This window comes from Dyella sp. 333MFSha (assembly GCF_900102405.1).
Lineage (GTDB): Bacteria > Pseudomonadota > Gammaproteobacteria > Xanthomonadales > Rhodanobacteraceae > Luteibacter > Luteibacter mycovicinus.
Genome location: NZ_FNBR01000002.1, coordinates 407,143 through 432,004 on the forward strand (window position 1 = coordinate 407,143; position 24,862 = coordinate 432,004).

Consider the following 24,862-nt stretch of genomic DNA (forward strand, 5'->3'; position numbering starts at 1 on the left):
GCGAGCCCCTGAGCCAATAGAGATGGCGGCATCATGACGCGGACGGGTCGCTGCGCATGGCGCCGTGGCGCGGAAGGTTTCATCAGCGGTATCGCTCGGATCTGACCCGGGCAGAAGTGCCCTGGGTCATTATCCGAACCGATTCTTGTGGGAATCTTTTGTGTTTCGAATCTGGCGCTCGGCGCTCAGCGTTTACTGGCGTCGTCGGTCAGCGGATCCATCAGGATGTGCACCAGAAGTCCATTGCCCGACGGGGCCTCCAGAAGCGCGATGGACCCGTCGTGCAGCTCTACCGCGCGCTGGACGATGCTGAGCCCAAGGCCGTAGCCCGGCTCTTTCATGTCCGCACCACGGTAGCCACGTTGAAAGGCAGCCTCCCTGCGGTCCTTGGGAATGCCGGGGCCGTCGTCGGAGACCGCAATCAGGATCTTGCCGTCCAGGCGGCATACAGCGACATCGACCTGGCCACACTCCGGGGTATAACGGAGTGCGTTTTCAATCAGGTTGCGAAACATCGCCGTGAGTGCGACCTCATGGCCCGACACCCACAATTCGGGCTCTTCGTGGTTGAGGCTCAGGGAGATGTCTTTCTCGGCGATGACGGGGGCCAACTCTTCGATGACCTCGGTGGCGAACATGACCAGGTCCAGAGGGACGCGGTGTTGTGAGGCGGCCCCGGCTTCCAAGCGCGCAATCGCAAGAATTTGCTCGATGCGGCGTCCCAGGCGGACCAGGCTTCGCCGCGCGTTACCGACGGTGTATTGAACCTCGGCCGGGTCGTTGGCAATGAGCGCGCTTTCCATGTGAATCATGGTGGCTGCCAGCGGTGTGCGCAGCTCATGCGCCACATCGCCAGCAAATCGGTGCTCTCGTTCGACCGCATCTTCCAACCGCTCGAGTTGCTGATTGAGCGTCTCGATCAGTGGCTTGATCTCGTCGGGAGAGCGGTCGATGGAGATGAGCTTGCGACTGCCCGGTTCGCGCTGCGCGAGCACTGCAGTCAGCACACCCAGAGGCTTGAGTCCCTGTTTGACCGCGAGTCCTGCCAACACGGCGAGCAGAGGCAGCCCGATGATGAGCGGCAACGCGTGCTCAAGGATGAGACCGCGGGTGATGTCCGACCGGTTATCTGCCCGCTCCCCAATCCGCACCGTCAGGTCGAAGCGGTTGGTGAGGGTGAACAGTCGCCATTTGACCCCGTTATATTCGGCTTCATGAAACCCGCGTTCCCCAGGAGCCGGTGAGGGCAGGTCCGCCAGATTGGCGGTTGCCGCGACCAGTTTGCGCTGGGGGTCATACGCCTGAAAGCCGACTTCGGGCTCGTAGTTGCGTGGATGGACCGATACGACGACGGTACCCTTTTGCGCCTCGGTCGCGAGCTGCAGCGTCTTCGCCGGATCCTGTACTCCGTAGTTGCCATGCCCGTAGGCAATCAAGGTGCCCAGCGTTCGCCCGGCCTGGGCCAAACGCCCATCGAGCAACTGATTCATCTCGTGGAGTTCGCGCTGGTAGCTGATGGTCCCCAGCGGAATGAGCACGGCCACCTGGACAAGGATGATGAGCCAGGTGAGTCGCGCGCGCAGGCTGCTGGAGGTCACTTGGGTTCCCGGGGCATCATGTAGCCAATGCCGCGCACCGTGTGGATGACCTCGGGACTCAACTTCCGGCGCAGCCAGTGCACATGCACTTCGATGGCGTTGCGATCCACCACTGTGTCATATCCGTAGACCGACCCTTCGAGCGTTTCGCGGCGAACGATGCGGCCGGCGCGCTCGGTCAGGATGCGCAGCACCGCGAACTCCCGCCGGGTCAAGGTTACCATTTCACCTCGAAAGGTAACGCCATTCGTAGCCAGGTCCAGCACCAGACTGCCCACCTCCACTCGATTGTCCACCAGGCCCTGCGCGCGGCGGGTCAGCGAGCGAATACGTGCCGCCAGTTCCCCCAGGTCAAACGGCTTGACCAAGTAATCGTCTGCGCCCAGGTCCAAGCCCTTGATGCGCGACTCTGTCGCATCCCGCGCGGTCATTACCAGGATGGGCGTTTTCACCCCCGCGCGGCGTGCTTCAAGCAGCACTTCCAAGCCGTCTTTCCCAGGCAGGCCCAGGTCGAGCAAGATCAAGTCGATGCCCGTGTCAGACAACGACGCCGCGCCTTGCCTGCCGTCGGTCAGCCACGTTACCGCGTAAGACTGGTGCTCAAGCGCATGCTTGATGGCCTCGCCCAACTCGATGTCGTCTTCAAGTAGCAAGATGTGCATGCGGTACGGGCTCGAGGAACGAAAGCGACCATGATCGCCGGAGAGTCTTTTGCCAACCTTTTGTGCCCTGGCATCCAGTCTACGCCAGGGCAGTGACGCGATGTCTGGTCTCAACAGGCTCTTGCAGGAGCCCGAACTCCGTCTGGACCGCAGCCCCCCGGGCCACGCTTGCCCCGCCCTGACCGGCCGATTGGGCTCTCCATCGATCGACCGCTGCGGATTCACATGACCAACCCCCTGCCCGCCTTGCTCACCACCCTGAACCACGCCATCGAGGCTGTTGCGCGCAATGACGACCCTTGGCTGCGCTCGATCGCCATCGCCGCCCTCCAGTGCGAGTTGGGGACCTGGTCTATCGGGTGCCCGCGGACCCCGACATCGCCCTCCCGCTCCAGCGCATTGCGCGCATGGTGGAGAATATTCATGAGGGCCATTCCGCCCCGTTCTGTTCGACGAGGCCGCGCCGCATCGAGGTGGTGTAGAGCGGGTCGGTCGCATAGGTGTTGGTGTAGGGATCGAGGATGTGATCATCCGCCGTGGCGAAGACCTCTCACCCGGCCTGATCGAGAGCTACCTTGAGAGACATCGCGCCGTCAAAGAATGCTGCGTGGTCGGAATCGACGACACCGACCTGGGCGAGGTACCTGTGGCATTTGTTGTCGCCCGAGGGGCCATACGATTGAAGTCGGCGCCCTACGGCAATATGCGTACGACGCCTTTTCAAGGGTATATGTCCCTGCCCATATCCACGTGATACCGACACTCCCAACCGGCAGCTTGGTCAACGCGCTCACGGCCAGCCCTAGCATTCCGAACGAGGCGCTTTATTCGCGATAAATCGCACCCTCAAAGTCGAGCACTCCCGCGCCTTCCTGCCGGTTGAGATATGCCTCTGCCGCCTCCAGCACATCGCCGCCAGGCACGCTGACCGCCAACAGGTTGCGCGCTTTAAAGTATTCCGTCACACAGCCCAAGGACCGGAGCGCATCGGCAACGGCATCGACACTGTTCTCATCGAAGCAGACCACGCGAAATAAAGAGTTCGGCGATTCCACCAGCACTCGGTCGAACCATCGAACGCCATCCTGAAGAGGTGCGCGGACGGTATCGCCGAGGCCGGCCTGGCGCGCAAAGAACGGGATGTTATCGATGGTGTAGGTATCTGGCGATCCTGCTGGTCTTGCCCAGACCGACTCACTGCCAACGTCTGGATAGCCGTCCTCGTCCGGTTGGATAGAAAAGAATACCTTCACCAATCCAGGCATTGATTTTGTCGCTCTTATCGAGGTTACAGTTTCGGCAGGCAGGTTGACCATTGTTTAACGATCCGTCTCCGCCCTTGGACCTTGGGATAACGTGGTCCACATTAACCTCATTTCCGGGCGGAGTAACGCCGCGTTCACTCTTTGCGACACCCGGTATTGAATATAGTCTCGCAATGAACACGGAGGACGGCCTGATTGGCCGCCCCGTGATATCTCGATGCAACACGCTCTTTACTCCGCGGTGAACGATGTCCAATTGGGATTCAAAATAGATTGACCATCTGGCCGCAGAAGTTCGAGTTCGAACATCCGTCCATTCACATGGTAAAAATAGACGTCAATGAACTCGCCATCTGCATCCAACAATTTTCCTTCGACGGGAAATCCGTCGCGACCGCGGAAGCTATCTTGACCTCGATAAGGTGGGAGCTGCACATCGGGCAGGTGAAAGAGCAACCGAGATCCGTCTGGCGATTCGTCCGTGACCTCAACTTCATTGATATCTAGTAGGAACTGACTCCGAAGCACGTCATCTGTAATCAGATTTCCGAGCGTTCGGACTACAGACGATTCGGACTGCGTCAATTTTCGCATCTTGGCGCCTACTGCAATGGAAAGATTGTTCCGACATTTACCTTTCCGTCCTGAAGTGGAAATGCACGGAATTCGAGGGGTACTTCGTTCACGTTTAATCTGCCGCTGAAGGGGCCAACCGTAGTACCTTCAGAGGCACTCCTCAGTGTCCCACTGACTTCTTTCCTACGACACTCTCCACGTGCCCGACATCGAGCCCTGCCGACGAAAGCCGCGACGCGCAATGGCTGGTCTGAAACACGCTTGCGAGAGAGCCACATCTAAGAGCGCCGCAGCCAGCCGGACCGCCTCTTTAGTCATCCCATGCAATGGCCGCACCAAGAACCGCGAACCAATAGCCGGGCGCAGCGACTCGGGGACCAGAAAGCGGACATAGAAACCGCTGCGTCGGGACAACAGCAAAGGCTTGGGCACAAAACGATACCTCAGACGATACCTCGGGGGAGGTCGCCCGGGTCCGCTGACGAAGCCGATAAAAACATTGCAGAAAAGGCACTTAGCGCAATGATGGCACTGAGTGGAGCGGGTGAAGGGAGACCACGTCAGCCGGTCACAACACGTTGTTTTAGATCACGTTTGTGGCGGACGACTAGCATTTGAACGATACATCACTCGGTCCCCAGGCGCTACTGTGGAGATGGCTCATTGAAGGCAGGGACGAACCGGCAATTTGCCCCGATCGGGCTGGCTCGCCGGGCGATTGGGTCAGCACGGCGCTCCATGGGGCCAGCGGGTGCTGCCAAAGTCATGCCCGACCAGCCGGAGCCCTGCTGGGCTGATCCGCGGGCTTGGCCGGGCGTGAATGGGTCAGCGAAGGTGGGACACGAACCAGTCCCGCGCGGCTGCCGTGACCTTGGCGAGCGTTTCCGGCACATCGTAGGCGTCGTAGTGAAGCCCCTCGACGACCAGCATTTGCTTGGGCTCACGCGCACGCTCGAATGCCTGGCGCGTCAGCTTCGTGACAACGGTCTTATCCGGCTCGGCGAGGATCAGCAAAAGCGGTGTCGGCGATACCGACGCGATGTAATCCCCAGGAGCGGTCTGGACAGCCTGCTCCAGCGACGTCACCGTCACGTAATTATGAAACTGGGCGTGTTCCTGCTCATTGCGTGTTGCCCAGTCCAACGATTCAGGACCAAACACGGACGGGTTTTCCGCAGTGTCTGCGAGTTTCATCGTGGCCGGCTCCTCCCCCGCAAAGTGACGCGGGCGCTCGGACGCGATCGTGCTGTTGATCAGATCCCGCTGCTCTGACGGCGCTTCGAACTGGATCTGTCGATAGAGGTCCGTCGCCGGGACCTGCACCACAAGTGCCTTCACGCGGCGATCGAACGCTGCCACCTGGATCGACTGGCCACCGCTGAACGAGGTTCCCCACAGCCCCAAACGCGCGGCATCCACATCCTTGCGGGTCTCAAGGTAAGACAGGGCATTGACCAAGTCCTGCCGCTGCGCGTGCGGGATGACCTGCTGTCGAGGCGTGCCCCCACTGTCGCCCAGATAGCGGTAGTCGATGGCGAGTGCGATGACACCGCTCTCTGCCAATGCGGTGCCAAGTTCAGGAATGTTGCGCATCCCTCTTACTGCGCCAAACCCGTGCGAGAGCACCGCAGCCGGGAACGGGCCGTCCCCGACCGGCCGATACAGGGTCCCCGCGCAGGGAATGCCTTCGCTGATGAATTGGATCGTTTCGGTAGTCACTGAGCTTCTCCGGTCTTTGAAAGCCACGGAGGGGAAATTATGCACACACGAGTGCAATGATCGTGAAGCACCGAACGGTGTCGCATCCGCGGCATCACGAATGACGCAAAACCTTCAGGAACAGGATGTGGTCGCGCTGCGTGGCTGCGCGGTCATTCCGCATCGGCTACGCCCGGTCGTGAGGATGCGCAGTCGCCGACGATTTTCCGTCTAGGTGTCGCCGACGGCGGCCCGCGCATCGCGGATTGCGATGCGCACATTGCGCTTGCCCGTCAGAGCGACAGCTCGGCGTGCAAAAAGTCGACCAACTGACGGACGCGACCGGGCGTATAGCTGGCAGGGGGAAGCACGGCAAAGAACTCGAAGACACCGGCGCTCTGCCAGCCATCGAAAAGCCGCACAAGCGTCCCCTGGGCCAGGTCTTCCTCACCGTAATAGCTGGGCACCTGCGCGATCCCGAGACCGGCGCGCGCAGCAGTCAGCATCGTCAGGCCGCTGTCGCCGCGCACGCGGCCTGCTGGCGCGAAGGCTACCCGCGTGTCTCCGCGCATGAACACCCACTCGCGGTGCCCCAAGACCAAACATTGTGATGGATGGAGTTCCTGAGGATGCGCAGGCGTGCCATGGGATGCCAAGTAGGCGGGGGCTGCGAGCGTGTGTCCCTGGAAGACGGCAATCTTGCTCGCGCGCATCCGGGAGTCGGCGAGCGGGCCAGCTCGGATGACGAGATCGTATCCCTCGGCCACCAGATCCACATTGCGCGTCACCACCCCGATATCGAGGTCGACCGCGGGATGAGCGGCCGCAAACCGGGTGAGCAACGGCAAGATCTGCCGCTCGGCGAAATAGCCACCGATGCTGATCCGGATCAAGCCGCTGACGGTCGCGCCGCCGGAACGCACAGCATCGCGCGCTTCCTCCAGACCCGCGAGCAATACCTTGCCTTGCGCATGGAACGAGCGTCCCGCATCCGTCGGAACGCAGCCCCGAGGAGTGCGTAAAAGCAACTGCTGTCCCAGGTCTCGCTCCAGGGCCGACACCTTGCGACTGACGTGGGCGACGGAAACCCCCAGCGACTCAGCGGCTGCAGAAAGGCTTTCGGCATCGACCGCTGCGACGAATTCCAGCATGCCCTCGAACGGGGGGAGCTTTGCCATGGTGAAAAGCCGCCTTGCTGTTTTAACCATAGTAGCAACCAAGGGTCGTCCCTACGATAAAACCTCTGCCCTTGAGGCTTTTAAAAGCGAATACGCCGTGCCTTTTGTCATCTATGCCTTTGCGCTTTCGACCTTCGCATTGGGCCTGAGCGAATTCATCGTCATCGGTCTTGCGCCATCGATGGCTGCGTCGTTCCGCGTGACGATCCCCGAGGTGGGCACCACCGTGACGGCCTATGCGCTCGGCGTTTGCGTGGGCGGCGCACTCTTGACCGGCTGGCTCTCATCCTGGACCCGTCGCCGCCGGCTCCTGGCGAGCCTTGCTCTGTTCACCATGGCTCACCTTGCCATGGCGGTCTCGCCAACGCTCTGGCTGGTGGTGCTGACCCGATTCGCCGGCGGCCTGGCGCACGGCCTCTTCCTCGCCGTCGCGTCCAGTGCTGCAGCCACGGCCGCCGGGCCCGCAAAAGGCGGGCGAGCGGTTGCACTGGTCTTCAGCGGACTGACTGTGGCGCTTGTTCTCGGCGTGCCTCTTGGCACGTTCTTGGACGGGCTGACGGGTTGGCGCGCCCTCTTGCTGGCCATCGCCGTGTTGGCTGGCGCCGGATGGGCAGCGCTTCGATCCCAGCTCGCGCACGAAGACGCACCTGCGTCTACCGGACCAGCCTTCACGCCGCTGGAGCGGGCACTCGCGTCCTCCCCCATCGTGCTGACCGCAGCCGTCACCGCCGCGACTTATGCCGCGTTGTTCACGGTCTATACGTACATCGCGAGCCTGCTGAAGGCGACGGTCGACATGTCCGGCGACGAGATCAGCGCAGCACTTCTGGCATTCGGAGCCGCGGCTGTGATTGGCAACGGTACAGGCGGCATTCTCCGCGACCGACTGGGTGCCTACCGCGCCTCCTTGATGGTGCTTGCCATCCTCATCCTCGCGCTGCTCGGCACAGCAGCATGGACCGGACATTCGTGGTTTGCCTACGCGGTCGTTGCCACGCTCGGGTTTGCGGCCTTCGCTGCCGTTTCCGTGTTCCAGTCGCGAATCATCGATGTGGCCGGTCACGTCGCGGCCGATCTGGCCGAAGTGGCTTCGGGGCTCAATATTGCTGCGTTCAATCTCGGTATCGTGCTGGGCTCGTTCACTGGCGGGTCGGTCATTGCGCACGCGGGACTCGCGTGGCTGGCGCCCGTCGCCGGAGCATGGGCCGTTCTCGCTTTCATCCCCCTCATTCTGAGCAAGCGCCAGATACGCAGGTTGATTCCATGATGTTTACAGCAGGAGTACACGCATGAACGCATTATCGAAGAAGAAGGTCGTCGTGATCGGGGGCGGATCCGGCATGGGTCTCGAAGTGGCACGCCAGGCCGCGTCAGCGGGTTCCGAGGTCGTGCTGCTGGGACGCAACGAGACAAAACTGAAGCAAGCCGCGGAGACCATCCCAGGGCAAGCCTCCTGGAAATCGGTGGACATCGGCGACGAGGACTCGGTCCGTCGTGCGTTCAGCACCCTCGATGGCGTCGATCATGTGGTCAGCACCGCGGCAAGCCTGACCTTCGCACCCATCGACAAGGTGAGCACGGCGCAAATCCAGGACATGCTTGCCTCCAAGTTCTGGGGCCCGCTGTTCGCCGCGAAACACGCCGCACCGTTGCTGCGCGCCGGGGGCAGCATTACGTTTCTTTCTGGTCTGGCTGCCTATCGCCCGGGGCCGGGCGCCACCATCGTGGCTGCGCTCAACGCGGCGTTGGAAGGGATGGCGATGGGCCTTGCACTCGAGCTGAAGCCGGTGCGCGTAAATGTGGTGTCCCCCGGCGTCATCGACACTCCAACGTGGGACTTCCTGTCGGCCAAAGATCGGCAGGCGATGTTCGACTCGATGGCGAGCCAGCTTCCCGTGGGCCGGGTAGGCCAGGCTAACGACATTGCTGAAGCCGTGTTGTCCGTGATGACCAACGGGTTTATCAATGCGACGGTGATTCACGTCGACGGAGGCGGACGCATCGCATAAAGGCTCGAGCCACAGCAATGGCCCAGGTCGCCGTCAAGCGACCTGGGCCATTGTTTTGCACGCGGTTTCCAATCCGCAAAAACGGGGGAGCCACGACTTCCGTCGGGCTCCCCCAAGTCGGCATTAACGCCGCGCCCAGTCCGGCATCACGATCGGCAGGCTGTCGTGCACCGACAGGGTTTGGCCCCTCGGTAGGAACACCTGATCCGAACCCTTGATGGCATCAGACGCCGCCCCGACGGACACCGTGTAGGCGCCGCGGTCGACGCGCCACGCGGTAGCCGAGGTATCGAACCAGGCAAATGCGCGAGCGTTCAGCGGGACGGCCACCTCACGGCTCTCGCCCGGCTTCAGGTCAACCTTGACGAAGCCTTTCAGTTCCTTCTTCGGCCGCGTCACGGAGGGCGAATTCTCGCCAACGTAGACCTGCGCGACCTCCGCACCTTCACGCTTGCTGGTATTAGTGATCCGGAAACGAACGGTGCCCACGATATTGCGGTCGTCAAGGAAGGGGATGTTCCCCATAGTGACGCGTACGTTGCCGTAGTTGAAGGTAGAATAGGACAGGCCGTGGCCAAAGGCGAACTCCGGAACGATGCCCTTGGCTTCGAACCCGCGATAACCGGTGAGCAGTCCTTCGCTATAGTCGATATCGGTGCTTTGCAGGCTGTTCTGCGGCAACGGATAGTTGGCGAACGTCGGGTTATCCGACTCGTACTTCTCGATTGTGATCGGCAACTTTCCCGATGGGTTGACGGCACCGAACAGGATGTTGCCAAGCGCCTTGCCACCCATTTCCCCGGGATACCACGCATAGAGCACCGAGGCCACCTTATCGACCCACGGCCGCATGCTGACGCCGCCGCCGGCGTGCATCACCACCGTCGTATGGGGATTGGCCGCTGCGATATTCGCAATGAGTTCGTCTTGTGCTTCGGGCAGCTTGAAGGGGCGGTCGAAGCCCTCCCCCTCGTATTCGGAGCCCAGGCCACCGACCACGACCACCGCGTCATAGCTTGCCAGGTCGGGCGTGGGAACAAGCTGGGCCCAGCTGAATTGCACGCCCTGGAAGCCACCGAGGGTGCTGAAGTAGTCGGGCTTGCGCTCGTACTGGATGCTGACGTCGTACACCTGTCCTGCTTTGAGCGAGATGGTGCCGCTCACGGGCAGCGTCGGCGGAATCGTCGGGGTGATGACCGTCCCGGCCCCGTTGTTGATGATTTCCTTTCCATTAATCTGCACCCGAACGGCACCGTCCGCGCGAATCTTGAACACATGGTCGCCGCTGACCGTCGGCCGAATCTGCCCGGACCATACGGCAGCATCCGGGAAATTGCCGCCAAACGGTGAGGCGCCCTGATTCCAGTTGAGGTTGATGAGGCTGTCGTCGCGGGTGACCGTGTTGCCGGCATACGAATAGGCGCCCGTGAACCCCGAGACGCTTGGCGTCAAGCCCGGATCGAGCGACATCCGGTCAATGTAGGTGATCGTTGACCCGGAGGGAGCGGCCGCCCGGATGCCGTCGATGTCGTTGACGTATTCATACGGGTCGATGTTGGCGCTGCCGAATCCTGCGGGCGGTGCACTCACCGAGCGCTGCCCGATGACGCCGATGCGCAGCGGCCGGCTCGACAGCGGAAGGTTACTGTCGGCGTTCTTGAGGAGCACGATGCCCTCTTCTGCCACCTTCTGAGCGATCCCCTCGCTGCGCAGCCGCTCGTCCGCAGTCTGCGTGTTATCCGTCGACGTCTTGCCTTCGGTGAACCCGAACAGCAGGAGCTGTTTGACGATGCGGTGGACCTTGTCGTCGATGACAGACTGTGGGATCGTCCCATTCTCGACCAATGGGCGCAGGTTCGCTTCATTCATCCCAATGCCCTGGGGCATGTCGATGTCCGTGCCTGCCAATGCAGCCTTCTTACCGTCGATGATCGCGTTGTAGTCGGACTCGATGAAGCCGCTGTAACCCCATTGCTTCTTCACGATGTCGCTCTCGACGTGGGCGCTTTCGCAGGCCTGGTCGCCATCGATGTGGTTGAACGAGCACATGATATTCGCCGGCTTGGCAATCTTGACCGCCGACTCGAACGGCACGAGGTACAGTTCCCGCAGCGTCCGTTCGTCGACCTTGACGTTGATCTTCAGACGATTTTCTTCCTCGTCGTTGGCGACCAGATGCTTGAGCGTTGCCCAGACGCCCTGCTGTTGGATGCCGTCGATGATGTCAGGTGCGAGCGCGGCGCCAAGATACGGGTCCTCCCCGGACATATATTCGAATGCACGCCCCGCATACGGGGTCCGATACATGTTGAACCCAGGTCCGAGGACATTCTGGAAGCCGAGTTCGCGGGTATCGCGACCGAGCGACGCACCGAAGTCTCTCGCAAGCGCAGTGTTCCACGTCGAAGCCAGCGCCTGACCTGCGGGATAGCTCACGCCAGCGGGACTGGAAAGACGTACGCCGAGGGAGGCGTCGGTGGCGTAGATCTGCGGCAGGTTGAACCGGTCCAGGGGCTTGATGTCCCATGCGCCCGTTCCGCCGATGTAGTTCAGTTTTTCCGAAAGCGTCATGCGCCGAACGATTTGGTCGGCTGCGTTGTCCGCAATCCACTCCCGAAGAAAGTCAGGCGCATGCCCGCGCACCGCGTTCTGGCCACGGAGTGTGCGAAACGCCGCGCCACCCCTGCCCGCCATCACACCGCCCCTGACCGCGCCCCCGACGCCAGCGGCGTTATTGGCCGCTGCAGCGGCCTGCGCATGGATGGGCTCAGCGATGCTGCACGTAAGCGCTGCGGCAATCGCCGCAGCCATCAAATACCGATTCATGGATGACCTCCGCAACGTTTCAACGATGGGCAACCCCTGTCGCCCGAATTCATAGGATGATCCCATATGCAGTTGTGAGGAAGGCGTCGTGGCCTTGGCCCATCTACGGAATGCGCGAAGTGAGATGCCGATCGCAGTTCAAGGAGCCGAGGACTGGGGCGAGATCAACGATGTCGACCGCCGCACGCGCCAACCAATTGAACCAATGCTATTCCGCCGAACGTTGACTGTATCGATTTTTGTGCATCGCAAGGTGACATTGGCTCACGGCGGTTTATATTGGTTCATAATAATCCGCGATTGGATTACAAATGGAGCACTCATGAAACTGGCAACTTTCATTCACAACCATCAGCAAGGCGTCGGAGCGCTGAGCGCAGACGGCGCCTCCCTGGCCCCGCTGACGCAGGGCGGGACTCCCGTAACCGATGTGCTTGCGTTGATTCGTTCGGGTGAGGCAACCGCGAGCTTGGCCTTGGGTGAGCCGGTGGCCCTCACGGACGTGCGTCTCCTCGCGCCGATCCCTCGTCCGTCAAGAAACATCTTTTGCGTTGGAAAGAACTACATCAACCACGCACAGGAATTCACCAAGAGCGGCTTCGATGCGGGGCATGCCAACCCCGCCGACGCCATTCCTGAATCACCGATCGTGTTCACGAAATCTCCTGAGACGGTGATCGCCGACGGCGAGCCGGTATGGGCAGCGGAGGGGGTGACAGAGGCCCTGGACTACGAGGCCGAACTGGCGGTGGTCATCGGCAAGGGGGGGCGTGGGATCTCCAAGGCGGACGCGCTCAAGCACGTCTTCGGCTACACCATCCTCAACGACGTTACGGCGCGAGACTGGCAAAAGCGCCACAAGCAGTGGTTCCTCGGCAAGTCATTCGACACTTTTGCGCCCATGGGTCCTGTGCTCGTCACGGCAGACGACATCGATGCGGCAAACCTCGATGTGCGCTGCTGGATCAACGGGGAACTTCGCCAGGAAGCCAATACCCGCGATCTCATTTTCGACATTCCCACGCTGATCGAAACGATTTCCGCGGGGATCACCTTGCATCCGGGCGACATCATCGCGACCGGCACGCCCGAGGGCGTGGGCATCGGATTCAATCCGCCACGGTTCTTGAAGGTCGGCGACCGCATGCGCATCGAGATTTCTGGGATTGGCGTGCTGGAAAACGAGGTGGGTGCATGAGCACGCAGGTGATTCACGGGCTTGCGGTCGAACTCAATGGCGAAGGCGACGAAACGATTCTGTGCATCCATGGCTTGGGCGGAAGCTCGAATCTGTGGACCCCTCTGATCCCCGCGTTCGATGGCAAGCGAATCGTGCGCATCGACCTGCCAGGCAGCGCACGATCTGATCTATTGTCGTCACCGCTGTCGATCAAGAAATTCGTCGCGTCGGTCGTTTCCGTCCTGGATGCGCTTCATCTCCCGTCGGTGCACGTGGCCGCCCATTCCATGGGGACCATCGTGGCCCAGCACCTCGCAGTCGCTCATCCTGATCGTGTGCTGAGCCTCGCGTTGTTCGGCGCACTGGCAGCTCAACCGGATGCGGCGAAGGTGGCGACCCGGGCGCGCGCGGAAGCCGCTCGCCAGGGAATCGCGGCGATGCAGGACATCGCGGATGCCATAACGAAGGCCGCTACGAGTGCTGCGACCAAGTCGCAATCACCTGCGGTGATTGCTGCCATCCGCGAGATGGTGATGCGCCAGCCTCCGGAAGGCTACGCGCAAAGTTGCGAGGCCCTGGCAGAAGCGACTCCCGCCGCCATCGAGAACGTCGAAGCGCCGGTGCTGTTGGTTACCGGTTCGGAAGACGGCGTCGGATCACCCGACGGCAACAAGGCCTTGGCCGCCCGGTTCAGCCGTGCCCAGTTGGTCATCGTGAACGATTGCGGCCACTGGACGCCGCTCGAAAAGCCCTTTGAATGCATCGACGCGCTGCGGGGCTTTTACGCGCACTGATGCCCCGGTGGAGGTCATATGACTAAGTTGGTTATTTCGAATGTTGTAATTTTCGATGGATCCGGTGCCGACCCTTACCCGGGGGAGGTCCTGGTCAAGGCGAACCGCATCGTGTCGGTGGCCCGCGATGGAGCGCAGGTGAACGGCGACGGCGCGCAACACATCGACGGCAATGGGGCGTTCCTCATGCCAGGAATGACCGAGGCGCACACCCATTTCTCGTGGAACGACCAGCCCAGCCTGGCCGCCATTCAGTTCATGCCGCCCGAAGAACACATCCTGTGGTGCGTGCGCGTGGCCAAGCGGTATCTGGAAATGGGGTGGACCTCAGCGCTCGGCGCCGCGGCGGCCAAGGCGCGGTTGGACGTGGTCTTGCGCAATGTCATCAACGCCGGCGCTTTTCCGGGCCCCCGCTACCTCGCCGGGAGTCAGGAGATCACCACGGCCGGCGGTCTGGGCGACAACACCCTCCCGCACCTGCCCTACCCCGAACTCAACTTTGGCCAAGTGGTGTCCGGCCCGGAGGAGGTGCGCAAGGCGGCACGCATGTTCATCAAGTATGGCGTGGACCACCTGAAGATCAACTTGTCGGGCGAGTACATCGCCGGCATGGATGCGGAACTGACGCCATTCTCCGAGGAAGAAGTGGCGATGCTTGCAGCGGAAGCCAAGCGCTTCGGTAAGCGCGTAGCGGCCCACGCCCGGTCCAGCGAATCCGTGAAGCAGTGCGTTCGACACGGTTTGGAGCTGGTGTTCCACGCCAGCTTCGCGGACTCCGAAGCGCTCGACATGCTCGAGGCCGCCAAGGATAAACACATCGTGGCGCCTGGGATCGGCTGGCTCGTCAACACCTGCTACAACGCGGAAGAGTACGGCATCACCCGCGATGTCGCCGAGAAGATGGGGTACTTCCGTGAGCTGGAAGTCGCTTCCGAGACGCTTGCCAAGATGCACAAGCGCGGCATCCGCATTCTTCCCGGTGGCGATTACGGCTTCGCGTGGATGCCGCACGGGACCAACTCGCGCGACCTCGAGTACTTCGTCAAATACATCGGCATGACCCCCAAGGAAGCGCTCATGTCCGCCACCCGCGGCGGAGCCGATATCATGATGATGGAAGGAAAGATCGGCGAGGTGCGCGAAGGGTGCTTCGCCGATTTGGTGCTGGTCGAATCCAGCCCGTTGGAGGATCTGTCGGTGCTTCAGGATCCCGAGAAAATCCTGCTGGTGATGAAGGACGGCGAGATCCACAAGAACACCCGCACGATCCTGCCGGAGCGCGGCATCATCCGCTCCGTCAGCGGCGGCGACCCACTCGTTGACGCTGGAGTAAAACGAGTCAAGCCCAAGCCCGCGATGAACTCAAGTACGGCGCGCTAAGCTCAGGGCCGTCGACCACGCCGTGGTTCGGAAAGAAACATCCCATGGTAGGATCTCGCGGCATATCTAACCGAGATCCTGCCATGCCTGCCCCGATACGCCGTACGTCGCTCGTCGATAGTGTGCTGGAAGCGCTGCGTGAGGCGATCGTCGATGGCACCTGGGCGGTCGGGGAAAAAATTCCGATCGAAGCTGAGCTTTGCGCCATTTTTGGCACGGGTCGAAATACGCTCCGAGAGGCGATCAAGGTGCTAATCCATGCTGGGATGCTGGAGGTGCGGCAAGGCCACGGCACCATCGTCCGGAGTCGCGAAGATTCCTCGGCCGTGCTTCGCCGGATTGAAATGGCGGGATGGAGCGATCACGTGGAGCTGCTCGCGCTACTCGAGGCCGAAGTGGCGCGGTGCGCCGCCGAGCGACGCACGGATGCGGATCTGAAGCAGTTGGATGCTTCCCTTCGCAAGCGGAACGCGGCCGCTCCCGCCCCAGGCCACGCGAAATTCACTGCAGACGACCTTGCCTTCCACTTAGCTCTGGCGCGCGCGTCGCACAATGTCGCGCTGGAGGAGCTTTACGGCCTGTTCGCGCGATCGGTGCGCACCCAACTCGCCGAGCACGTTTCCGCGGTCGAGGCCCACGCCCCTGCCGAAGCGCTGCATCGGGCCTTGGTCGATGCTGTCCGCGCCCAGGATTCCAAGGCTGCCGTCAAGGTAGCCAAGGCCATCACCACCATGATGCTGACCACCGCCTCTGGTGAGTCCACGCGAACGCGACCAGCCGCGCGACGGCTCAGCCGGTGACCAGCGCGTCATCCTTGTAGTCAGTCTGCCCCATCTTCCAGTAGCCCGCGGCATGAACGGTGACGCCGGATGGTCCCCATCGGTCGACTGCTGCACGCTTCAAGCGCTTGACGACCGCGGCCTCGCCGGCGATCCAGACCCTTCCCCGGCCGGGCAGCGTCGGCAGTGAGTCCAGTGCCGTCTCCAGGTAGGACGGCTCGTCGTTTGCGGCACGGCCCCGGAACAGGAACTGGATCAACGGATTCTCGTCGTAGGCATCGTCTGGAAAGGGCACTTCCACCAAAGCGATCGAACGTCCCGGAAGGCCGGCCTCTACCATGCTGGCGATCGCCGGCAGCGCGGTTTCGTCGCCGAGGAGCAGGTGCCAGTCCGCCTGCGCCGTGGGCTCCACGCCTCCCCGGGGCCCGGCGACGTGCAGATGGTCGCCGACGGCAAGGCGCTCATAAATCCAGTTGGACAGGGCTCCTCCCTGACGGCGGCGCACCACATCAATTTCTAGGAGTTGGCGAACTGGATCGAAACGCCGCACGGTGTAGGCCCGCCCAACGTCGCCCGAAGGCCCAGGTAGAAACACTTTTACCCAAGCGGCAGGGAGCGGCACCGTGAGGTCGGCGAGCGCTTTGCCCCCCAGCACCACGCGAATCAAGCCTCGATGCTTACGAACTGAGACTACTTCGAGGTCCCGATAGGCATAGGGCGGGAAGCGCGGCTCTCCGGGGGCATCGAACCTGTGCATGGCGTCACCTGTGTTTATTGCGAATCTATCGCATTCGCAAATACTAATAGGTAGGATGATAGGATGTAAAGCCGAAGGAGTTGCCGTGCAAAAATCACTCGCCAGTCAGGTGCGGATGGGTCGAGGGCGTGAACTGTGGCTGCTAGATTCCGTCCTAGAATTTCGCCAAGGCGACCACTGGCTGGTGGTGCCGCCTGGCTATGTGGCCTGGATTCCGCGTCCGCTCGCGCTAATCGCCATGCATCGGACGCCGCGGGCAGTGCCCGTGCGGCTGTCCATCGAAGCCGCCCGTCGGCTGCCCCCCTTCGCTTGCACCTTTCGCCCCAACGACCTACTGCGCGCCTTGCTTCGCCGCCTAAGCCGCGGGGATATCCGGGGCGAACGGCTGGCCTTGCGCGAGGCCGTCGTGGTGGACGAGCTGCTGCAAAGCGAGCCCGGCCCCGACAGCGTCCTGATGGCCGGCGCCTTGGCCCAGCTCGCTGGCACGACACTCGGCACCCAAGCGCACCCCGAAGCCCTGCGCCCGGGCGCGGCGTCGCGCCGCGTGATGAAAGCGGCGGACCTGGCGCACGGCGCACTGAATCAGTCTGTGCAGGTTCGACTCGGAATGATTCTTCGCACGCACCAATGGAGCGAGGACGCCATTGCGGGCGTCCTCGGAGCGGTCGACGATCCAGCGCGGGCATCCCACCCAGCGTGAGTGGGATGCGGGTAGGCCTAGGGAGAGCTAGCCGGCAGCGCGGCGGCACCCGCCTTGGCGCAGGCTTCGTCCTGGTCGGGCGTGCCCCCCGATACACCGACAGCGCCAATGCACTGGCCTTCCACCATCAAAGGCACCGCGCCTTGGATGGGAAGCCGACCGTCGTTGAACGTTGCCAACGTCGGGCGAGCCAGCGCTGCGTCCTCCAGCGCCTTGCTCGGCGCACGCATCATCACTGAACCCAGCGCTTTTGCTGAGGCAACCTCGAAGACTTGAAACGAGGCCCCGTCCAGCCGCGACGCGGCAACCAGATGGCCACCGCCATCGAGCACAACGACGCTGACCGGCACGCCCAACGTGTTGGCGTGCGCTACGGCCGCTTGAAGAATCGCCGTGGCCTCTGAAAAATCGACATGCCATTGCTGTCGCATGTTCGTACTCCTTATGACTGGTACCAGCCGCCGTTGATGTTGATCGTCTGGCCGGTGAGAAAGCCGTTCGCGGCGAGCATGACGGCGACATCGCTCACCTCCCAAGGCTTGCCGAAGCGCTTGACCGGCAGCAGGTCGGCCCGGATGTTCGGGTTGCCTTTGATCATGTCGGTTTCGATCAACGCCGGCGCAATGGCGTTGGCGGTGATGCCCTCGCTCGCCAGCTGGCTGGCATAGCTGTGCATCAGGCCCAGCATGCCGGCCTTGCTCGCCGAATAATGCGGGCCGATGACCCCGCCCAGCTGGGCGGCGACCGACGACATCATCACGATGCGGCCGAACTGCTTGGCGCGCATCCCCGGCAGGACGCGCTGTGTCACGAGAAACGCCGAGGTGAGGTTGGCGGCTAGGGTCTTTGCCCACAACTCGCTGGTCACCGCATCCAGGGATGCCGGCGGGTTGATGCCTGCATTGTTGACGAGAATATCGACTGACCCCAACTCCCGCTCGATGGTCGCCACGAGTCGCTCGACCTCGTCGGCAATCGACACGTCGGCGCCGACGACGATCGCACGGGTGCCGAACTCGTTTCGAATGGCTTCCGCCGCCTGCTCCGCCTCATCCTTGCTTCGAACGTAGTTGATGGCGACGGCACAGCCTGACCGGGCCAGGCCGCGTGCGATTTCAAGGCCGAGCCCTCGGGAACTGCCCGTCACCAGGGCAATGCGATCTTGGATGGACATCGGAAGCTCCTCAGCGGGATGCAAAGTCAACGGGGGTCCACGGCTCGTGCTCGAGGCGTGTGCCGCTCTGGGTCACAAACTCAAGGAACGCCTTGGTGTGCGGCGCGGCGACGTGGGCATCGAAGGCTGCCTGGTTCTCAAACACCTCATAAACCGCAAAGCGCGATTGATCCGTCGCGTGCGCGTGCAATTGGAAGCCCAGGCAACCCTCCTCGTCGCGCGTGGCGGCGGTGAGGGTTTTGAACACATCCAGGAAGCGCTCGCGCCATTCGAGCGCAACGGTCGGGAACGCGAAGATGATCAGAGGTTCGGCCATCGCTTGTGGACCTTTGGCATGGGGAGTAGGATGCCGACATCCTACATTGCACTCGTTTGTGCATTCAACACCGGATGCACACACGGCGCCCCACTTTAGGCGACGACCGTGTTTGAGATTGCGCTACCCGATCACGCTGGCCTTCCCGCTGTAGGTCTCGGAACCTGGCAGCTCTCCGGAGCCGCTTGCGTCCGGGCGGTAACCGAAGCACTGGCGATCGGTTACCGTCATATCGATACCGCGCAGATGTATGGCAACGAGCGCGAGGTCGGTTCTGCCGTGCTGGCAAGCGGTGTCCCTCGGGAGGAGGTGTTCATCACGACAAAGGTCTGGCCTTCGAATTTTCGTCGGCGCGACCTAAGATCTTCCGTTGAAAAATCGCTGCGCGATCTAAAGACGCCCTACATCGACCTTCTGCTCTTGCATTGGCCGAATGCCTCGGTGGAATTGAAGGAAACCATGGGAGCGCTCGACGCGGCCAAAGCCGAGGGTCTGGCACGGCACATCGGGGTGTCCAACTTCGGCTCCCAGCTGCTCTCGCAAGCGGCCTCCCTCACGACCCAAACCATCGCGAACAACCAGATCGAATACCACGTTGGCGCTTCTTTGCCCGACGTGGTCACAACGGCACGCGGCGTGGGTTGCTCCATTACCGCTTATTCGCCGCTAGCCAAAGGCGCAGTGAACAATCAGTCCGCCGTAAAGCGGATCGCAGCCAAGCATGGCGTCAGTGCCGCGCAGATTGCGTTGCATTATCTGGTGGTGTGCCAGGGCGTCGCGGTCGTTCCCAAGGCGTCCTCACCTGACCGCTTGCTGGCCAATTTCTCCATCTACGACATCCACCTGGACGACGAGGATCGACTGGCGTTGTCGCGACTGAAGCTGCGGCAGTGAAGAAGGTGTGATGTAATGAGCCTCCCATCGCACCGTAGTCCTCATGCGCTCCGTCAAGCCCGCGCAATCCAAGCGCCAAGCCATTATCGCCGCCGCAACCCAGGCCTTTCTTGCCGACGGCTACGAAGGGACGAAGCTGGAAACGATCGCCAGCAGCGCGGGGGCCGCGCGCCGCACGATTTACAACCTCTTCGAGAGCAAGGAGGCGCTCTTCGAAGCCACGGTGGAAGCACTCTGGGAACGCATGGAGGTTCCCGCCATCACCGGTCGGGAGGCGGCCGCCAGGGGGGCACGCGCTGGACTGATGGTGCTGGGTCAGGCCGTCGCCGATTTCTGGACGCCCGCGGAGACGGTGTCGCTCATGCGCATGGTCATCAGCGAAGGGCAGCGCTTCCCGGATCTGGCCAAGCGCTTCTTTGCAGCCGGCAAATCCCCGACCTTGCGGGCGGTTGCCGACTTCCTGAAGCAGCTGGAAGGCAAGGGACTTCGGCATATCGACGACCGCAACTTGGCCACACGCCAGTTTCTCGGCCTGATCAACGAGCCGCTCTTATGGGCTCGTGTGATCGGCGTGGAGAATGCACCCACCGTACGGCAGCGCGATGCAGCGGTGACTGCGGCCGTCGACATGTTTCTCGCACAGTACGGCTCGGATTAACGCGAAGCGTCCCTGAGGCTCTGGGCGGAGATGCATCATGAGCCGCATCGATCGGGCCATTCGTGTCAATCACGCCGGCGAGTATGGTGCCGTCCGCATTTATGAAGGGCAGCTTGCTGTGCTGGGACGAAGCCCCAGCGCATTGATGCTGCGCCGGATGCGTGCGCAGGAAGTCGAGCACCTGACTTACTTCACGCACGCCTTGCAGGAGCGTGCCGTACGGCCCACCGTGCTGTTGCCCTTTTGGCACGTGGGTGCCTACGCGCTGGGCGTGCTGACCGCTCGATGGAGCAACGCAGCGGCGATGGCATGCACCGAAGCAGTGGAAGATGTCGTCGAGCGCCACTATGCGGGTCAGCTGGCATGGATTCCTCCGAGCGACGCATCGCTCAGGGCCGCCGTAACGACCGTTCGCAACGACGAACTGGAGCACCGCGACTGGGCGATATCGTCCGGCTCACGCGGCGCGTTGGGCTACGCGGTGATCTACGGTGGGGTCAGCCGCCTGTGCCGCGCGGCCATCTGGCTCAGCGAACGGCTGTAGCGCACCCTCGATCAAGTTGATCCGACATGACTGTCCCCCATAGACAACCACCCCTTGATACACCGTGGGACGACCCCTTTGGGGTGTTTCCCTGGGACTTCGGCGCTTGGCTTCGGCGCGCCGTCGAGGTCACCCAGGCCCCTCCGCCGCGTGAAAATTCGCATGTCGCAATGGTGTTTATCGATGGAAGCGTGACAGGCTCGACCATCGCCATGCAGGTCGCAAGGCGTGCTCAAAGTGTCGTGCTGATCCACCCCAAGGACATGGCGGCTGCTCCCCTCGTGGCGCTTCTTCGCACTGTGACACGCCGCCTTGCAAGCTTCTCCTTCCAACCCGGCGACGAGCGGTCCATTGATGATGTCTTCGAGCGCGCGGTGAGTCGGGTGGATCGTCCGACGATCGTCGTCCACGTGCGTGCGATGGACGAAATTCCTGTCTTGACTCATCGTTCGAGCGAACTCATGGCGCTACTCACCCAGACCTCAGCGATTGCACAGAATGCCGCGGCGTGGATGGTTTCGGAGACACCGGGTCGCACTATCCACCTGTGCGCTCGAGGTGCGTGGCAGGTGGGCGTCGAACGAGCCGCCCAGCACGCATTGAGCGAGCTGGCTGCCACCTACGCTTCGCTGCCTACGAACGAACGGCACCATTCGGCGGTGCTCACCGCAACATGGCCGTCCGAATCGGAAAGCAGACCGCGAGCGCTGCGCGAGCGCAAAGCCAAGGTCATTGCGCAAGTCGTCAGTGCCGCCGTTGCCGATACTTCATCCTTTCCCAACTGCAGGAGATAACCCATGGACTTTCGCAGACTCGGTCATTCCGGTTTCACCGTGCCGGCGCTCAGTTTCGGCACCGCCACCTTTGGCGGAAAGGGAGAATTTTTCGGCGCGTGGGGCTCCACCGACGTTGACGGGGCCCGACGGATGATCGACGTGTGCCTCGAGCACGGGGTGAACATGTTCGACAGCGCCGATGTCTACTCCTCCGGCGCCGCCGAGGAAATTTTGGGCGCTGCTCTGAAGGGCAGACCTCGAGATAGCCTGATCATTTCCACCAAGGCGACATTCCGCTTTTCTGATGCGCCAAACGCCGTGGGCTCCTCGAGGTATCACTTGGTCAATGCCGTGGACGCAGCGCTTCAGCGCCTCGGGACGGATTACATCGACCTGTTCCAGCTGCATGGCTTCGACGCACTGACACCCGTGGAGGAGACCCTTTCAACGCTCGACACCCTGGTGCGCGCCGGAAAGATCCGATACATCGGTTGCTCGAACTTCTCCGGCTGGCACCTCATGAAGTCCCTGGCGGTCGCCGAACGGTACGGCTATGCGCGTTATGTCGCCCATCAAGCCTATTACTCGCTCGTCGGCCGCGACTATGAAAGCGAGTTGATGCCGTTGGGCGTCGATCAAGGCGTGGGCGCGATCGTCTGGAGTCCGCTGGGGTGGGGGCGGTTGACCGGCAAGATTCGTCGCGGCCAGCCGCTACCGGAGGGCAGTCGGCTGCACGCGACTGCTGACATGGGGCCGCAAGTCCCTGAGGAATATCTGTATGACGTCGTCGATGCACTGATCGGCGTGGCGGATGAGGTGGGCAAGTCGGTCCCCCAGGTGGCCCTCAATTGGCTGCTGCAGAGGCCAACGGTGGCAAGTGTGGTCATCGGTGCGCGCACCGAGAGCCAGCTTCTCGACAACCTCGGCGCGGTCGGCTGGAATCTCTCGCCCGAACAGGTGGCACGCTTGGACAAGGCGAGCAAGCGCCAGCCCGCCTACCCCTACTGGCACCAGGCCGGCTTCGCTGAGCGAAATCCCGGCCCGGTCTGATAGGCGCCATCCAAGGCAGCGTGGGCTCTTCCCGCGCTACCTTGGAAGTCAGGGGGTCAACTTCAGCATCAGAAATGGCGTGAAGCGATGATATTCCCCACCGCTCGCCACCGGATTGTGGTCGTAACGCGCGTATTCGAGGCGAAGACCCAACTGGACTTCGGAATGGTGTCCTGCTTCCCACAGCACATCCGCGCGCTCGAGCACCTCGGTGCCTTGGTGGTCACTGCCGTTGACGAGCGACAGGAGGTTGAAGTGGAACGCCTGGCCACCGATGTTGATGGGCTTGGACAGGAGCACGGAGCGCCAAAGCCAAGTGCGGCGATCAAAGTTCGTGTGCCGATACAGCAGCCCCGACTCGAACCATGCGAATCCGCCGACATCGAAGTTGGCCGATAGGCCGTAATTCTGGGAATGAAACCGGTCGTTCGACGGGTAACTTCCCGATTCCCAGCGGGCGATGACCGAAAGATCGCTCAATGGCCCCCAATGGATGGGGGTGTCGGCGAGCTTGCCGATGCTCAACCGCGGATTGAGCACGAACAAGTTCTGCGTGTCGTTGCCTAGCTCGAACGGCGCTCCGACGTCGCGCCCGTGATACAGCTCTGCGTCGAAATACACATCACCCCAGTCATGAGTGCTGAAGTGCTCGAACTGAAACATCTGTAGATCCCGATCCGGCGTGCCGTAGCCAAAGACGGGATCGGGCTTTGCCTGGTTGGTCACCATCAGATTGAAATTATTCAAGGCAAAATTTTGTGCCACGGCCGTCGATGCCCCCAGCCCGGCCAGAGCTGCTGTCGCTGCGAGCGTTGCCAAACGTCCCATGCGCATGTATCCACCCCGCGTGATAGGCGTCGCCGCCCGAAAAAGGTCAAACCGATCCCGTGCCGCGCCCGTCGGGTCGCCGCCAATGGTGATCCACTCATGATCCAATAGTGCCCCTACGTGAACCAATATAGTGAATTGGCTGACAGTGTCATTCTGCGCTGCACAAGCGCGCAGCTGTGCCATTGTCAAACGACGCTCAAATGGACTAGAATTGGATCACAAAGGAGGCGCAATGGGCGACGGTTCAAATCCAAACAGGCGCATTCGTGCCCAGCACGCGAGCGCAGCGCTGCTGCAGCACATCCGTAAGCGGATGGACGATGGCAGCTGGCCCGTGGGGCACCGGCTCCCGCCTGAGCGTGAGTTGGTAGGCATGTTTGGCATGGCCCGCAACACGCTCAGGAAAGCTCTGATCCAGCTTGAAGAGGATGGGGTCATCGTCAAGCACGTGGGCCGCGGCACCTTCATCGCCCGGTTGCCCTCCCAGCCGGCCGACGAGTCGGCTGCGGAAAGCCTGCTGGCGCGAATCTATGGGGCGAGTCCGGCAGATGTGATGGAGCTTCGGCTCGTGCTCGAACCGCCCTTTGTCGAGAACGCAGCCACGCGCGCCACCGGCCGAGACTTACAGCAGATCGTGCACTGCCTCGAACAAAGCGAACGTGCCGACACCGTGCTCGACTTCGAGCATTGGGATGGGATGCTTCACCACGCCATCCTCGCGTCATCGCACAATCATCTCTTGATCGATCTCTACGAGGCGATCAACGGGGTGCGCAAGCAGCCCGAATGGGAAGCCTTGAAGCAGCGTAGCCTCACCCCGGATCGCAAGGCACGATACATGGCGCAGCATCGCGCGATCGTAAAAGCCCTCCTGGAGCGCGACGCCTCTGCGGCGAGCCAGGCGGTGCGCGATCACCTGCTCGAAGTCAAAGCAGGCATGACTGGGAGCTAGGCATTAATCGAGTACATCCTGGCGGCTCGAACATCGACGGACCAATGCGCCGCAAATGAGCCGCCGCAGAAGATGCGCGTGCACGCCATCAATCACGCTGGATCTCGTTTTCTCCCTAGCTTGCTCAATGAGAAAAGAATAGCTGCTCGCTGCTTGGTTTATTTCGCGGATATAGAGTTCGACACGGGATGAATCGAATCGCAGCCCTGCGCTGATCGTTACGGATGCGATCAGCTGCAGCATGGGCGCGATCATCTCGCTCCGC

General features: G+C 62.0%; 27 protein-coding genes. 14 read left to right on the plus strand and 13 right to left on the minus strand.

The window, feature by feature from the left end; genetic code table 11:
* Nucleotides 1-185: 185 nt before the first annotated feature.
* The 3 genes from BLT40_RS09125 to BLT40_RS09135 all read right to left on the minus strand — a co-directional run bounded on the left by BLT40_RS09125 (nt 186) and on the right by BLT40_RS09135 (nt 2,685).
* Entirely contained in the window at nt 186-1,598 is a 1,413-nt protein-coding gene (locus tag BLT40_RS09125; protein ID WP_090352737.1) for an ATP-binding protein, read from the minus strand.
* Nucleotides 1,595-2,260 carry a response regulator gene (locus BLT40_RS09130; RefSeq protein WP_043695902.1) on the minus strand — a complete coding sequence of 222 codons (666 nt, stop codon included), beginning with the start codon at nt 2,258-2,260 and terminating at the stop codon, nt 1,595-1,597. The genes BLT40_RS09125 and BLT40_RS09130 overlap by 4 nt, the downstream gene beginning before the upstream one ends.
* 221 nt (nt 2,261-2,481) lie before the next feature.
* On the minus strand, nt 2,482-2,685 hold the full coding sequence (locus BLT40_RS09135) for a hypothetical protein (RefSeq protein ID WP_139382625.1): 204 nt from the start codon (nt 2,683-2,685) through the stop codon (nt 2,482-2,484).
* A gap of 98 nt (nt 2,686-2,783) precedes the next feature.
* On the opposite strand from BLT40_RS09135, the gene BLT40_RS09140 reads away from it, so the two are divergent.
* Nucleotides 2,784-3,014 (plus strand): AMP-binding enzyme, encoded by a 231-nt coding sequence (locus BLT40_RS09140; RefSeq protein WP_036110247.1) that lies wholly within the window; start codon nt 2,784-2,786, stop codon nt 3,012-3,014.
* A 70-nt stretch (nt 3,015-3,084) separates the two neighbouring features.
* On the opposite strand, the gene BLT40_RS09145 is transcribed toward BLT40_RS09140, so the two are convergent.
* The 3 genes from BLT40_RS09145 to BLT40_RS19960 form a co-directional block, all read right to left on the minus strand.
* Nucleotides 3,085-3,576 (minus strand): DUF4265 domain-containing protein, encoded by a 492-nt coding sequence (locus tag BLT40_RS09145; protein WP_079520429.1) that lies wholly within the window; start codon nt 3,574-3,576, stop codon nt 3,085-3,087.
* 1,350 nt (nt 3,577-4,926) lie between these two features.
* Nucleotides 4,927-5,820, minus strand: a complete 894-nt coding sequence (locus BLT40_RS09160; RefSeq protein WP_176809133.1) for an alpha/beta hydrolase — start codon at nt 5,818-5,820, stop codon at nt 4,927-4,929.
* Between the two features lie 272 nt (nt 5,821-6,092).
* Complete coding sequence (locus tag BLT40_RS19960; RefSeq protein ID WP_176167693.1) at nt 6,093-6,977, minus strand: LysR family transcriptional regulator; 885 nt, start codon at nt 6,975-6,977, stop codon at nt 6,093-6,095.
* Here BLT40_RS19960 and BLT40_RS09175 point away from each other — a divergent pair.
* Both BLT40_RS09175 and BLT40_RS09180 read left to right on the plus strand, forming a co-directional pair.
* The gene (locus BLT40_RS09175; RefSeq protein ID WP_176167692.1) at nt 6,976-8,244 is read left to right on the plus strand and encodes an MFS transporter; all 1,269 of its coding nucleotides are present in this window, start codon (nt 6,976-6,978) and stop codon (nt 8,242-8,244) included. The genes BLT40_RS19960 and BLT40_RS09175 overlap by 2 nt on opposite strands.
* Before the next feature lie 22 nt (nt 8,245-8,266).
* The gene (locus tag BLT40_RS09180) at nt 8,267-8,986 is read left to right on the plus strand and encodes an SDR family oxidoreductase (RefSeq protein WP_079520424.1); all 720 of its coding nucleotides are present in this window, start codon (nt 8,267-8,269) and stop codon (nt 8,984-8,986) included.
* 123 nt (nt 8,987-9,109) lie between these two features.
* Here the strand turns inward: BLT40_RS09180 and BLT40_RS09185 are convergent, their stop codons facing one another.
* Nucleotides 9,110-11,812: a beta-glucosidase H gene (locus BLT40_RS09185; protein ID WP_176809134.1), complete on the minus strand. Its 2,703-nt coding sequence runs from the start codon at nt 11,810-11,812 to the stop codon at nt 9,110-9,112.
* 124 nt (nt 11,813-11,936) lie between these two features.
* Between BLT40_RS09185 and BLT40_RS09190 the strand changes: the two genes are divergently transcribed.
* From BLT40_RS09190 to BLT40_RS09205, 4 genes are all read left to right on the plus strand, one after another.
* Nucleotides 11,937-13,010, plus strand: coding sequence for a fumarylacetoacetate hydrolase family protein (locus BLT40_RS09190; protein WP_255363981.1), 1,074 nt, complete (start codon nt 11,937-11,939; stop codon nt 13,008-13,010).
* Entirely contained in the window at nt 13,007-13,786 is a 780-nt protein-coding gene (locus BLT40_RS09195; protein WP_079520421.1) for an alpha/beta fold hydrolase, read from the plus strand. Before BLT40_RS09190 ends, BLT40_RS09195 begins: the two co-directional genes overlap by 4 nt.
* Nucleotides 13,787-13,804: 18 nt before the next feature.
* Nucleotides 13,805-15,166 (plus strand): metal-dependent hydrolase family protein, encoded by a 1,362-nt coding sequence (locus BLT40_RS09200; protein ID WP_090352743.1) that lies wholly within the window; start codon nt 13,805-13,807, stop codon nt 15,164-15,166.
* An 83-nt stretch (nt 15,167-15,249) separates the two neighbouring features.
* Entirely contained in the window at nt 15,250-15,966 is a 717-nt protein-coding gene (locus BLT40_RS09205; RefSeq protein ID WP_090352744.1) for a FadR/GntR family transcriptional regulator, read from the plus strand.
* On the opposite strand, the gene BLT40_RS09210 is transcribed toward BLT40_RS09205, so the two are convergent.
* Nucleotides 15,956-16,702, minus strand: a complete 747-nt coding sequence (locus BLT40_RS09210; RefSeq protein ID WP_090352745.1) for a siderophore-interacting protein — start codon at nt 16,700-16,702, stop codon at nt 15,956-15,958. The two genes, BLT40_RS09205 and BLT40_RS09210, sit on opposite strands and share 11 nt — an antisense overlap.
* A gap of 85 nt (nt 16,703-16,787) precedes the next feature.
* On the opposite strand from BLT40_RS09210, the gene BLT40_RS09215 reads away from it, so the two are divergent.
* Nucleotides 16,788-17,402, plus strand: a complete 615-nt coding sequence (locus BLT40_RS09215; protein ID WP_079520417.1) for a hypothetical protein — start codon at nt 16,788-16,790, stop codon at nt 17,400-17,402.
* 17 nt (nt 17,403-17,419) lie between these two features.
* Here BLT40_RS09215 and BLT40_RS09220 read toward each other — a convergent pair whose 3' ends face one another.
* Genes BLT40_RS09220 through BLT40_RS09230 form a run of 3 tightly spaced genes read right to left on the minus strand, consistent with a single transcriptional unit; the run spans nt 17,420 to nt 18,892 of the window.
* On the minus strand, nt 17,420-17,833 hold the full coding sequence (locus BLT40_RS09220; protein ID WP_079520416.1) for a GlcG/HbpS family heme-binding protein: 414 nt from the start codon (nt 17,831-17,833) through the stop codon (nt 17,420-17,422).
* Nucleotides 17,834-17,844: 11 nt separating this feature from the next.
* Entirely contained in the window at nt 17,845-18,606 is a 762-nt protein-coding gene (locus tag BLT40_RS09225) for an SDR family NAD(P)-dependent oxidoreductase (RefSeq protein ID WP_217699731.1), read from the minus strand.
* Entirely contained in the window at nt 18,587-18,892 is a 306-nt protein-coding gene (locus BLT40_RS09230) for a putative quinol monooxygenase (protein WP_079520414.1), read from the minus strand. The genes BLT40_RS09225 and BLT40_RS09230 overlap by 20 nt, the downstream gene beginning before the upstream one ends.
* 108 nt (nt 18,893-19,000) lie before the next feature.
* On the opposite strand from BLT40_RS09230, the gene BLT40_RS09235 reads away from it, so the two are divergent.
* The 5 genes from BLT40_RS09235 to BLT40_RS09255 all read left to right on the plus strand — a co-directional run bounded on the left by BLT40_RS09235 (nt 19,001) and on the right by BLT40_RS09255 (nt 22,814).
* Nucleotides 19,001-19,786 (plus strand): aldo/keto reductase, encoded by a 786-nt coding sequence (locus BLT40_RS09235; RefSeq protein ID WP_079520413.1) that lies wholly within the window; start codon nt 19,001-19,003, stop codon nt 19,784-19,786.
* Between the two features lie 43 nt (nt 19,787-19,829).
* Nucleotides 19,830-20,444: a TetR/AcrR family transcriptional regulator gene (locus BLT40_RS09240; protein ID WP_079520412.1), complete on the plus strand. Its 615-nt coding sequence runs from the start codon at nt 19,830-19,832 to the stop codon at nt 20,442-20,444.
* A 37-nt stretch (nt 20,445-20,481) separates the two neighbouring features.
* Nucleotides 20,482-20,988: a demethoxyubiquinone hydroxylase family protein gene (locus BLT40_RS09245; RefSeq protein ID WP_079520411.1), complete on the plus strand. Its 507-nt coding sequence runs from the start codon at nt 20,482-20,484 to the stop codon at nt 20,986-20,988.
* Nucleotides 20,989-21,158: 170 nt separating this feature from the next.
* Nucleotides 21,159-21,782: a hypothetical protein gene (locus BLT40_RS09250; protein ID WP_079520410.1), complete on the plus strand. Its 624-nt coding sequence runs from the start codon at nt 21,159-21,161 to the stop codon at nt 21,780-21,782.
* 3 nt (nt 21,783-21,785) lie between these two features.
* Nucleotides 21,786-22,814, plus strand: coding sequence for an aldo/keto reductase (locus BLT40_RS09255; protein ID WP_079520409.1), 1,029 nt, complete (start codon nt 21,786-21,788; stop codon nt 22,812-22,814).
* 48 nt (nt 22,815-22,862) lie between these two features.
* Here BLT40_RS09255 and BLT40_RS09260 read toward each other — a convergent pair whose 3' ends face one another.
* On the minus strand, nt 22,863-23,648 hold the full coding sequence (locus tag BLT40_RS09260; RefSeq protein WP_090352746.1) for a hypothetical protein: 786 nt from the start codon (nt 23,646-23,648) through the stop codon (nt 22,863-22,865).
* A 229-nt stretch (nt 23,649-23,877) separates the two neighbouring features.
* Here BLT40_RS09260 and BLT40_RS09265 point away from each other — a divergent pair, with 229 nt between their 5' ends.
* Nucleotides 23,878-24,597, plus strand: coding sequence for a FadR/GntR family transcriptional regulator (locus BLT40_RS09265; protein ID WP_079520407.1), 720 nt, complete (start codon nt 23,878-23,880; stop codon nt 24,595-24,597).
* A 3-nt stretch (nt 24,598-24,600) separates the two neighbouring features.
* Here the strand turns inward: BLT40_RS09265 and BLT40_RS09270 are convergent, their stop codons facing one another.
* On the minus strand, nt 24,601-24,840 hold the full coding sequence (locus tag BLT40_RS09270) for a hypothetical protein (protein WP_139382624.1): 240 nt from the start codon (nt 24,838-24,840) through the stop codon (nt 24,601-24,603).
* Nucleotides 24,841-24,862 lie beyond the last annotated feature (22 nt).